Origin of the sequence: Azospirillum lipoferum, from assembly GCF_024170005.1 — a bacterium.
GTDB classification, from domain to species: Bacteria; Pseudomonadota; Alphaproteobacteria; order Azospirillales; family Azospirillaceae; genus Azospirillum; species Azospirillum lipoferum.
This window is the reverse complement of record NZ_JALJXJ010000018.1, coordinates 72,914-84,189: the sequence shown is the minus strand read 5'-3', so window position 1 is coordinate 84,189 and position 11,276 is coordinate 72,914. Positions and strand designations below refer to the sequence as shown.

General features: G+C 68.4%; 7 protein-coding genes. 4 read left to right on the top strand and 3 right to left on the bottom strand.

Features of this window, described 5'->3' with window-relative positions; all coding sequences use genetic code 11:
- The first annotated feature begins 8 nt into the window (after positions 1-8).
- Together J2848_RS30540 and J2848_RS30535 are read left to right on the top strand one after the other, a co-directional pair.
- Positions 9-440, top strand: a complete 432-nt coding sequence (locus J2848_RS30540; protein WP_170307214.1) for a PaaI family thioesterase — start codon at positions 9-11, stop codon at positions 438-440.
- A complete protein-coding gene (locus tag J2848_RS30535; protein ID WP_149234253.1) occupies positions 437-1,219 on the top strand; it encodes an oxepin-CoA hydrolase, alternative type in 783 nt (260 codons plus the stop codon). The genes J2848_RS30540 and J2848_RS30535 overlap by 4 nt, the downstream gene beginning before the upstream one ends.
- 8 nt (positions 1,220-1,227) lie before the next feature.
- Here J2848_RS30535 and J2848_RS30530 read toward each other — a convergent pair whose 3' ends face one another.
- Positions 1,228-1,446, bottom strand: coding sequence for a hypothetical protein (locus J2848_RS30530; RefSeq protein WP_149234254.1), 219 nt, complete (start codon positions 1,444-1,446; stop codon positions 1,228-1,230).
- Between the two features lie 234 nt (positions 1,447-1,680).
- Here J2848_RS30530 and J2848_RS30525 point away from each other — a divergent pair, with 234 nt between their 5' ends.
- Entirely contained in the window at positions 1,681-2,121 is a 441-nt protein-coding gene (locus tag J2848_RS30525; RefSeq protein ID WP_246194267.1) for a response regulator, read from the top strand.
- A 191-nt stretch (positions 2,122-2,312) separates the two neighbouring features.
- Positions 2,313-2,711 (top strand): hypothetical protein, encoded by a 399-nt coding sequence (locus J2848_RS30520; RefSeq protein WP_149234256.1) that lies wholly within the window; start codon positions 2,313-2,315, stop codon positions 2,709-2,711.
- Between the two features lie 53 nt (positions 2,712-2,764).
- On the opposite strand, the gene treY is transcribed toward J2848_RS30520, so the two are convergent.
- On the bottom strand, positions 2,765-5,545 hold the full coding sequence (gene treY, locus J2848_RS30515) for a malto-oligosyltrehalose synthase (RefSeq protein WP_149234257.1): 2,781 nt from the start codon (positions 5,543-5,545) through the stop codon (positions 2,765-2,767).
- Between the two features lie 40 nt (positions 5,546-5,585).
- Complete coding sequence (treZ, locus tag J2848_RS30510) at positions 5,586-11,186, bottom strand: malto-oligosyltrehalose trehalohydrolase (RefSeq protein WP_149234258.1); 5,601 nt, start codon at positions 11,184-11,186, stop codon at positions 5,586-5,588.
- Positions 11,187-11,276 lie beyond the last annotated feature (90 nt).

Genomic DNA, 11,276 nt, shown 5'->3' with positions numbered 1-11,276 from the left:
GACAGGGTATGGATGATCTGCTGAACGGGGAGCCGGAATCGGGCTTCCAACGCCTGCTGGGCTACGCCTTGAGTCGCTGGGAGGAGGGAGAGGCGGAGCTGACGATGGCCATCGACGAGCGCCACCTGAACCGGGCCGGCGTGGTGCATGGCGGGGTTCTGGCGACGCTTTTGGACACTGTTTCCGGATTCTCGGCCACATACTGTCCCTTCCCCGGCCGGGTGCGGCGGGTGGTGACGCTGTCCTTGTCGACAAGCTTCCTGGGTCAGGCACGCACCGGTACGCTGGTCGCCACCGGCCGGCTGCGCGGCGGCGGGCGCAAGATCGTCGGGATTGCGGCGGAGATCCGCCATGGCGATACCGGCGCCCTGATCGCCACGTCGGAAGGCATGTTCAAATACCGGCCGGGCAGCGAGAACCGGGAGGGGATCGAGCTATGAGCGGACAACTGACCGTCGCGCACCAGGGCCGCGTGATGGTGCTGACGATGGACGACGCGGCCACCAAGAACGCGCTGGGGCCGGAGATGATGGCCGCGGCCCGTGACGCGCTGGTGCAGGCGGCCGAGGATCCGGAGGTGGGTGCCATCGTGCTGACTGGGGCGAACGGCACCTTCTGCTCCGGCGGCAACCTGGGCCGGCTGCTCGGCAACGCCAAGGCCGACCCGGAGGTGACCCGCGCCAGCCTGGAGCGCTTCCATGGCTGGACCCGCGCCATGCGCGCCTGCCCCAAGCCGGTGATCGCCGCCGTCGAGGGCGCCGCCGCCGGGGCGGGTTTTTCGGTGGCGCTCGGCTGCGACCTGATCGTCGCAGCCGAGGATGCGGTGTTCACGCTGGCCTATGTGAGGGTCGGATTGAACCCCGACGGCGGGGCGTCGGCCTTCCTCGCCCGCGCCGCGACGCCGCAGCTGGCGGCCGAGATCATGTTCGAAGGCGGCAGGATCGGCGCGGCGCGGCTGGCCCAGCTCGCCATCGTCAACCGGGTGGTGGCGCCCGGCACTACGCTGGCTGAAGCGCTCGCCTGGGCGGAGCGGCTGGCGGATGGGCCGACGCTCGCCATCGGCCGGGCCAAGCGCCTGATCGAAAGCGGCTTCGGTGCGCCCGACGAGCAGCTCGACCGCGAGGCCGCCTTCTTCGTCGAGGCCCTGCATGGGGCGGAGGCGGCGGAGGGGATCACCGCCTTCTTCGAAAAGCGTCCTCCAAGCTATCCCCGCACCTGAGTTTATCGTCAGGCCAGCAGCGACAGGGTGGGATCGGGCGGGATTGGTGCGGCGTTTTCCAGGGCGCGGACGATGTCGGACGGTGCCCCGGTCAGCCGCAGCGGCTCGGCCCGGCCGGCGAAAAACAGCTCCGTGCCGCCGTCGGCGGCGGTACGCAGATAGGCCACCACGATGGGGTTCACCAAAACGGTTTCCCCGGACGTGTCGGTCAGTTCAACGAATGCCATTTTGTCTTTCCTCTCTCGCGTCCGGGTAAAACGCTCTGCAATGGTGTATGTTTCCAACCCGGACGTTCAGTAGGGCGCCATGACCGGAAGGGAGTACCCCTTCGACCTCTTGAACGGGACGGAACCGCGACAAACATGGGCGGTTCAGTTGATCGAAGCCGAACGCGCTTCGGAAACCGGACGGAACGGGATATAAGCCCGGACCGTCAATCAAGGGAGCATGCCGTCTTGAAGGTGCTTGTCGTCGAGGACGATCCGCTGATCGGTCCGGCCGTGAAGGCCGTTCTGGAGAATGCGGGCTACACCGTGGTTGGACCCCTGCGCGACGCCGCGAAGGCTGCGCGGGTCGGTGCCCGCGAATGTCCCGAACTGGCGCTGGTCGACGTCAATCTCGCCGGTGGGGAGAATGGCTTGGTGCTGGCCCGTCGCCTGTGGGAAGAGAACAGCATTCCGTCGCTGCTGATGACCGGTTTCGACCACCATGCCGCCGAGGCCCGCAGCTTCGCCATGGGCCTGCTGCGCAAGCCGGTGATGCCGGACGCCCTGGTCCAGGCCGTCGGCGCCGCCGGAGAGATCCTGGGCGGCCTGCGCCCGTCCTCCACGCCGGCAGCGCTGGAGATCTTCCACGGTTCCGCCGCCATGGCCGCCGGGCTGCCGAAGGCACGGTCGGCCTGACCGCTCACAGTTGTTGAGATGCCTGAAACGCCCGCCCTTCGGCGGGCGTTTTCGTTTCCGCATGCCGCGCGCGATCATTCCGGACCGGGGCTGTTGGTGGGATGGCAAGCGGGGACGAACCGGACTCCGCGGACAAGTTTTCGGCCCGCCGCCATCCGGCGTTGACGGGCTGCACAGCGAAAGGAATCCTCATGAAGAGCCTGATGATCGGCGCCGCCACCGCCCTGGCCCTGATGGCCGCCCCGGCCTTCGCCGCTGACAGCGGTTCAATCTCCGGCAGCCCGGCGGCCAACAGCGCCGGCTCGACCACCAACTCCAACCAGACCAACCCGCCCTGCACGTCGAACAACCAACTCGGCTGCGGCAGCATGGGCGGCGTGGACAGCAACAGCGGCGCCACCAGCGGTTCGACCTCGGGCGGGTCGATGACCGGCTCCGGTTCCTCCAGCTCGACCAGCGGCACCGGCGGGAACAGCCTGGGCAACAGCGGCTCGATGGGGACCGGCTCCGACGGCCCGGTCGGCACGCAGCAGCCGTCGAGGACGATGGGCGGCGGTTCCTCCACGGGCACCGGCAGCACGGTGCGCTGATCCAAGGTCAGTTAACAACCCCGTCTCTCCAAGGAGAGACGGGGATTCCTCCTTCACCCCTCGCGGATCAGCAGGGCAACCGGCAGATCGCCGAACAACGTCGCAGCCATCACCGCGTCGCCACCCTCCACCTCCGCCCCGGTCAGGCGATTGCTCCAGCGGGTGCCGCGCGGCAGCGGGATGGCGGTGTTGCCCCAGTCGGGCGTTTCCCGCAGCTGCCCGACCAGCCGCGGCACGGCCACCACAACCGCATCGTCGCCACTGCGGCGGGCATAGGCCACTACATGGTCGGCACGCTCGCCGGTCGCCTCCAATGGCAGATACTCGCCGGCACTGAAGACCTCCGGCAGCTCGGCACGAACCGCCAATGCCTGCCGCGTCACTGCCAACTTCACTGCGCCGTCGGTCCAGCGTTCCAGCAGGCCGGCGACTTCTCCACGCTCCACGACACCCTCGATCTCGTCCAGCAGCTTACGGCGGGCGTCGTAATCCACCGGCAGCCGGTTGTCAGGATCGACGAGGCTGAGGTTCCACAACTCGCAGCCCTGATAGATGTCGGGCACGCCGGGACTGGTCAGCTTCAGCAATGCCTGGGACAGCCCATTGACCATGCCGATGCGCGCCAGCGACGCCTGGAAGGGCAGGAAAGCCTCCAGAAAGGCATTCCGCCTGGTAACGTCCAGCGCATCGTGGACAAAGCTGACCACCGCCCCTTCATAGGCCTCGTTGGGGGCCGCCCAAGTCGAATGGACCTTGGCCTCGCGCATCGACTTGGTCATGGCGCCGACGATGCGCTCGGCGAAGGCGGTCATTGCCGACTGGTCGATCTGCTCGACCATCGCACCGGTCAGCTCCGCCGGCCAAGCGCCGAGAAGCAGCTGGTAGAACAGATACTCGTCGTTGCGGTCGGGCGGGGCGGTTCCCTCCACGTCGCCGCGGCGGGCGCGCAGCAGCCGGCTCCAGGTCTGGACCTGCCGCTCCCATTCCTCCGGCATCTCCGACAGGGCGTAGAGCCGGGCGCGGGTATCCTCGCCACGCTTGGTATCGTGGGTGGTGCTGGCCAGCATATTGCCCGGCCAGTTTCGGGCACGGTCCTGGTTGGCCCGATGGAAAGCGGCGATGCTGACGCCGAAATGGTCGGGATGGCCGCCGACCTCGTTCAACGCTACCAGCCGGTTGTAGCGGTAGAAGGCGGTGTCCTCCAGCCCCTTTGCCATCACCGGCCCGCTGTATTGCTGGAACCGCATGGCGAAGCGGGTGACCTGCCGGCGGCTGTAGCCGCTCTTCGGCGCCGCCACCAGATCGGTGGTCAGCAGCCTTTGCAGGAAATCATAGACCGAGCCGTCCGGCCCCTGCTCCGCCCGCCGCGCCTGGGAGATCGCCCAGTCGATGTCACGGCGGTCCAGGTCGCTCGGCACGCCGCCGTCGACATAGGTGCGATAGACCGGAAAGCGGGCGATGGTTTCCTTCAACGCCTGATGCAGGATGTTGGCGGTGAAGTCGGCGGTGACTGGGTTGGAGCGGGCGATGCGCGCCGCCTTGCGCGACAGCACGTTCAGCTCGCTCGCCATCTCGCTTTCCATGATGCGGATCTTGCACTGTCGCACCACCTCTTCGAAATCGTCGCGCCGGCCGATGAAGTCGGCATAGAGGCGGGTGAAGGCCTCCTCCCCCTTGGGATCGACGAACAGGCCGCCCATCAGGTTGGCGAACTCATAGCCGGTGGTGCCGTCGATCGGCCAGTCCTCGCGTAGCCGCTCATGCCGGGCCAGGATCTTCTCCACCACCAGATAGAAGGGCCTGGAGGACGCCGCGACCAGCCGCTCGCAATAGCTCTTGGGGTCGATCAACCCGTCGATGTGGTCGATGCGGATACCGTCGAGCGTACCATCCTCCACCATCTTCAGCACCATGCGGTGCGCCACGTCGAACAGCTCCGGCTCGTCCATGCGCAGGCCGGCCAGCTCGTTGATGTTGAAGAAGCGCCGATAGTTGATGTCGTCGGCCGCCACCTTGAAATAGGCGACACGCCAGTTCTGGCAGCCGATCAGCTCATGCAGATGGCTCCAGCTGTCGATCTCCCCCTGATAGCCGCGGAAGACGGACAGCCGCTGGTTGATCGCGTCGGCCACGTCCGGCCGGGTCGCCACCAGTTCCGCCAGCTCCGCCTTCAGGTCCGACGCGCGGCGAAGCTGGTGCGGGCGGGCGTCGGCCAGATGGGTGAAGCCGTCGGCGATCCGCTCCAGATCCGGATGGTCGCTGCCCAGAATGATGCCGTAATCCTGCGGCCGCACCGGCAGCTTGTGGCTGTCATAGGCCCAGACGGCGAAGCTCCCGGTCTCGTTGTCGAAGCGCAGCTCCAGCCCGCCCGACACCAGCACCGCGCCATACTGGTCGCCCAGAAAGGGCACCAGCACCTTGCCCTGAAGATAGCGGTAGTCGGATTCCCATTCGATGTCGAAATACCCGGCATACGGGCTTTCCGGTCCCCACTCCAGCACATTCAACCACCATTCGTTGTCGGCGCCGCCGACCCCCATGTGGTTGGGCACGAAGTCCAGGATCTGGCCCAGGCCATTGCGTTTCAGCGCCTCCACCAGATCGCGGAAGTCGTTCTGGTCGCCGACCTCGGGATTCAGCTCGTTATGGTTGACGATGTCATAGCCGTGGGTGCTGCCCGGCCGCGCCTTCATGTAGGGCGAGGCATAGAGATGGCTGACGCCCAGGCGGGCGATATAGTCGGCGATGGCGGCGGTGCGGTCGAAGCCGAACTCGCCATTCAATTGGACCCGGTACGTCGCACGAGGGATGGGCTTGCCGGCGGCGGGGGCCATGGGTGTGTGCTCCTCGGAGTAGGGAAGGGCTTTTTCAGAATCAGGTACGGGCGGGGGAGGAGGACGGGCGTGCCGCGGCCAGGATGGCGGCGACCGCTGCCGGCTCCGGCGCATCGACCAGTTCCTCCAGCGTCATCGACAGCTTGCGGCGCCAGTTGGGGTATTGGTCGGTGGTGCCGGGCAGGTTGACCTGATCGCGCTCGCGCGTCAGGTCGTCCAACTGCGCCACCGCAAGTGCGGCATTGGTGCGGGCAAGGAAGGCGTGCACCGCATGGTCCAGCGCCTCGTCATAGGGGCTGTCCGGCCCGAAGCCGGCGGGCAGGGCGATCCCGGCGGCACGCAGGGCATCCACCAGGGCACCGCGGTCGGCCGACCGGCGGGTCTGCTGCTTCTCCTCCTCGTCGTCGGCCGGGTAGAGGCCCTTTTCCGCCTTCAGCGCGATGTCGTCGCCCTCCCACCAGCCCCGCAGCGTGGCGAGGTCGTGGCTGCCGACGGTGGCGAGCGCCAGATCCGGATACTCATCCGGCCCCTTGAAGGCGCCGTCCTCGGTCCATTCGAAGAAGACGACGCGATAGCTCAGCACCCCGGCCTCGGTCATCCGCTCGCGGAAGCCCTCCGGCACGGTGCCGAGATCCTCGCCGACGACGAGGCAACGGTGACGCTGGCTCTCCAGCGCCAGAATGCCCAGCAGATCCTCCATCGGATAGGCGACATAGGCGCCTTCGCCCGGCGGATGGCCGTCCGGGATCCAATAAACATGCTGCAACGCCATGGCATGGTCGATGCGCAGCGCGCCGGCATGGCGCATGTTGGCGCGGACCAGATCGATGAAGGGCTGGTATCCCGCCGCAAGCAGCGCCTGCGGATGGAAGGGCGGCAGTCCCCAATCCTGGCCGGCCGGGTTGAACAGGTCGGGCGGGGCGCCGACATGGGCGGCATCGACCACCGCCTGCGGCGTCATCCAGGTCTCCGCCCCGCTGGCATCGGCCCCGACCGCAAGGTCGCGGTAGAAGCCGATGGCCATGCCGAGTTCGGCGGCCCGCTCTGCCGCCAGACGCAGCTGGTCGTCCGCCAACCATTGCAGCCAAGCGAAATAAGCGACACGGTCGGTATGCTCCCTGGCGAAGCGCTCAACCGCCGGGGCCGTCGCATCGTGATAGTCCGGCGGCCACCGGTGCCAGTCGGCCTTGCCCTCGGCGGCGAAGCGTTCGCGCAGCGCCTGGAAGGTGGCGAAGCGCTCCAGCCCGATGCCGCCTTCGGTCCGGAAGGCGTCGAAGGCGGCGCGACGTTCCGGTTTGGCCGAGGCCTGGAAACGGACGAACAGCTTTTCCAGAATCGGCAGCTTCAACCCGGACACCGCCGTGTAATCGACGTTAGCCGTGGCGCGGGCCGCGTCCAGCGCCTGCCGGAACTCCGGCGAGGCGACCTCCTTCCGCAAGTCGGCATCGTCGAGGAATTCCGCCACCGCGGTGACGTCGATGTAGAGCGGGTTCAGGAACAGCCGGCTGGCCGGGGAATAGGGGCTGGCATGTTCGGGATTGTCGAGGAACATGGCGTGCAGCGGGTTCAGCCCGATCACCGCCGCCCCACGCGCCGCCGCGATGTCGGCCAGCGTGCGCAGGTCGCCGAAATCGCCGATGCCCCAGTCATGCCCGCTGCGCAGAGTGTAGAGCTGCGCCGAAAGCCCCCACAGCTTCTCCCCCACCAGAATCGGCGTCGGCAGATGGCAGCGGGCGGGCGCCAGGATCAGGCGGGTCTCCGCCGTGCCATGCTCCGTCTCCACCCGCAGCGTGTGATAGCCGGTCCGGGTCAGCGGCCCCAGCGGCAGGCGCCGCTCGGCATAGGTCACGTCGCCGGCGGTGATGCAGCGGCAGCGCGGCAGGCTGCCGAAGCCGACGACTCCGCTCCGCGTCTGTCCGCTTTCTAGCGTCAGGGTATAGCGCAGGGTGCGGGTGCCGTGGGGCAGGGTGACCGGCACGGTGACCGCCTCCCCCGCCCGGCGGACCACCGCCGGGGGCAGGGCGCGGCCATACTCCTCCTCGTCCAGCCGGTCGAGATGGGCGAGTGCGGCGGCCTCGTCCCCCGCCTCAACACCCATCGCCGATAACAGGGCACGGACGGTGTCCTCGCTGGCCGTCACGGTTTCCCCGGCGGCATTGTCGAAGGAGCGTTCCACTCCCATGCGGTCGGCCAGCCGATCGAGTGCCGAGGCTTCCTCCAGCCACAGAACCACCGACCAGGGGGCGAGCGTATCGCCGGTCAGCCCGGCACCCTCCGTCCACAGCACGCGGCCATTGGCCTCGGGGAAACCGGCAGCTGGGCTGTCGGCCAGATTGGCGAAGGCATGCAGGCGGCTGCCGTCACCCAGCGTCCAGCAGACGGTCAGGCCGGTCTTGCCGACCACGCCGTGACTGGCCGCTCCACCCGGAACCCCATCCAGCCGCGGCACGATCTCCGTCCGGCGCAGGGCAAGCGCCCGGCGATACCAGTCGAGCCATTCGGCATGCTCCGCCAGTTCGCGAGCCTCCCAGTCCAGCTTGGCCGACTCCGCAGTTTCAAGTGCGGTCGGATCAGGGATGCGGGCACGGGCATCCGGGTTTCGGAATTCGGGAAACTTGGCGAACTCCTCCGCCCGGCCCTTGCGCACCGCCTCGGCCAGTTCCTCGCCGAAGTCGCAGAAGAAGGGGAAGGGTTTGGCCGACGCCCACTCTTCGCCCATGAACAGCATGGGGATGCCGGGGCCCAGCAGATAGAGAATGGTGGCCGCCCGTACCGCTTCTGTCTTGGCGATATGGGAGATTCGCTCGCCGAAGGCGCGGTTGCCGATCTGGTCATGGTTCTGGATGAAGGTGACGAAGGCGGTCGGCGGCAGATGCGCCGACGGCTCCCCGCGCAGTTCGCCGTCACGGTAGGCAGACGGGTCGCCCTGGAAGGCGAAGCCCTCCGCCAGCGCCCGGCCCCATTTGGCCGGGTCATGGGCGTAGTCGGTGTAATAGCCGCCGTCCTCGCCGGTCGCCGCACTGTGCAGGCAGTGGTGCAGGTCGTCGTTCCATTGGGCCGAGTGCCAGCGCGGGTCGCCCTCGCGGTGGCGGGTCAGGAAGCGTGCCTGGTTGGCGTCGTTCTCCAGCACCAGATGGACATGGCGCTGGTTCTGGAAATGGCTGTGCACCCGCTCCGCCAGCTCTTCCAGGACATGGCGGTCGCTGTCGTCGATGATGGCATGGACGGCGTCCAGCCGCAGACCGTCGAGGTGGAACTCCTCCAGCCAATAGAGCGCGTTGTGAACGAAGAAGTCGCGCACCGGACCGCTGCGGTCGCCGTCGACGTTGATCGCCGCCCCCCAGGGAGTCTTGTGGCGGTCGGTGAAGAAGCTGTTGGCGAAGGCATGGAGGTAATTCCCCTCCGGTCCGAAATGGTTGTAGACGACATCGAGGAAGACCATCAGCCCGCGGGCGTGCGCCTCCTGCACCAGGACCTTCAGATCCTCCGGCCGGCCATAGGCGCTGTCGGGGGCGAAGGGCAGCACGCCGTCATAGCCCCAGTTCCGGGAACCGGGGAAATCAGCCACCGGCATCAGTTCGATCGCGGTGATACCCAGCTCGACCAGATCGTTCAGCCGCTCGATGGCGGACAGGAAGGTGCCGCCGGGCGTGAAGGTGCCGACATGCAGTTCGTACAGCACCGTCTCGTGCCAGGGGCGCCCGGTCCAGGCGGCGTCGGTCCAGGCATGGACGCCGGGGTCGATCACCTCGGACAGGCCATGGACGTCGTCCGGCTGGAAGCGGGAGGCCGGATCCGGCACCGCCAGCCCGTCCGGCAGGACGAAGCGGTAGCGGCTGCCGGCCTGCGCCCGCGCGGTGGTCAGGCTGAACCAGCCATCGCCCTGGTCCTCCATCGCCACCGGCTGTCCGCCGTCGTCGAGCGACAGCAGGACCGAAGAGACGGACGGTGCCCAGATCGAAAAGCGGACGGAGCCGTCGGCCTGCACCTCCGCCCCGAAGGGCATGGAGTGGCTGCGGCGGCGTTCGTCCACCGGGGCGATGCGGTCGCGGCTGGCGATCTCCGGCCCGGCATCGGCGCGGATGATGGCGGTGACGCCGGCCAGCGGGATCGCCACCCAGCCCGGCCGGTTGGCAAGCTCGTAGCCGACCTCGTACAGCGCCTTCTCCAGCAGGAACAGTTTCAACAGGGCCGGCGCCGCCTGGGCATCGCGCGGAAAGCCGGGGCAATCGCCGATGGCGGTGCGGTAGCCGTCGAGGAAGGCGGCCGATGCCGCTCCCTCCCACCAGGAGAGCCACGCCGCGCGGGCATCGCGCGATGGCCCGTCGAGACCGGCGGGCATCGCGTCGCGCGCCATGGCGGCGGCATAGGCGATGGACCGCAGCATCCCGGCGACATCGCGCAGGATGCAGTGCTTTGCCCGCCGTTCGGCCAGCGGGCGCATCGGCTCGCCTTCGAAATCGACGATCTGCACGTCGCCGCGCGATACCAGCACTTGACCCAGGTGATAGTCGCCGTGCAACCGCATGGCGCTGAGATCCGCGGTCGCCGGGACAAGCGCGTCGATCTGCGCCATCACCGCCGCCTCGCTGGCGGCAAGTGCGTTCGCCTGTGCGGAAATCGCCGGGTCCAGCGCCGGACCAGCGGCTCGCAGCCGTTCCAGCACGCGCTTGGCCAGGGTGCGTACGCCGCCCGCCCACTCCGTCAGCCGCTCGGCCGTCGCCGGCTCCGGCGTGAAGGCGTCGCCGCCGCCGGGGGTGGCGAGCGCCCGGTGCAGTTCCGCCGTCCGCTGCCCCAGCAGGCGCAGGAAGGCGACGCTGCCGCCATCGCCGGCCTTGGCCGCGTCGCTGTCCTCGAAACGGGCGACACGGTCGTTCAAATAGCCGGTGACATGCCCCCAGGCGTCCTTCGCCTCCGGCACCAGTTCCTGCATGACGCACAGCGTGGTGGAGCCGGAGCTGTTGGCCCGCTCCACCCATCCCAGCAGGGCCGGCGTGTTGGGGAACTGCGCCACCTCGGTCAGGAAGCGGCTGACCTCCAGTTCGGGATGGGTGCCGGGTTCCAGCTTGCGCAGTCCCTTCAGGATGGCGGCATCGCCGACGCGGATGGAGGTGTTGGATTGCTCCGCCGTCATCCGGTGCAGCGGGGCGTCGGCGCTCAGGCGCGCCGCCATCGCCTCGCAGGCACGGGTGTGCCCGGCGGTCAGGCCGGCCGACAGCGCCGTTTCGCTCGGCTCCCGGCCATGTTTCAGGATAGCGCTGAGCAACGCACGCACCACGCCGTCATCGGCATAGCCGTCGCGCAGGCGTCCGGGAACCGGCAGTTCCTTCGACCCCGCGATGACAGACGCATCCTCGCCGGTGCCGCGGTCGAGGATCAGGGGAAGCTGGTAAAGCTGCGGCTCCCGTCCGGGCGGCTCGACCCGCAGCAGGCAGAGCTGGGCCTGCGCCCCGCCGGCCAGCGGCAGCGGCAGGGCATCGACAATGCGCACGACCGGTCGGCCGGCGTCCTTCGCCGCATACCAGCGGCGGGTCAGCAGATGGTCGGGCAGCAGATCGTCCTGGAGACGGGACAGGATCTCGCTCTCCAGCGGGTTCGCCAGAATGTTCGGCTGGGCATGAGGCTGCGGCGCAGTGGGCACGAGGGCTCCTCCCCTGTTGAGCGCTGGGTGGCACGTCGCTCAAACAGCACGGAGGGAAGGAGTTCCCGCACCCGCGAAGCCGTTTCCACG

What these genes read in the sequence shown, in the direction of transcription:
- J2848_RS30535 (WP_149234253.1), top strand. Translation starts at nt 437, where the DNA reads ATGAGCGGACAACTGACCGTCGCGCACCAGGGCCGCGTGATGGTGCTG.
- J2848_RS30520 (WP_149234256.1), top strand. Translation starts at nt 2,313, where the DNA reads ATGAAGAGCCTGATGATCGGCGCCGCCACCGCCCTGGCCCTGATGGCC.
- treY (WP_149234257.1), bottom strand. Translation starts at nt 5,545, where the DNA reads ATGGCCCCCGCCGCCGGCAAGCCCATCCCTCGTGCGACGTACCGGGTC.
- J2848_RS30530 (WP_149234254.1), bottom strand. Translation starts at nt 1,446, where the DNA reads ATGGCATTCGTTGAACTGACCGACACGTCCGGGGAAACCGTTTTGGTG.
- J2848_RS30540 (WP_170307214.1), top strand. Translation starts at nt 9, where the DNA reads ATGGATGATCTGCTGAACGGGGAGCCGGAATCGGGCTTCCAACGCCTG.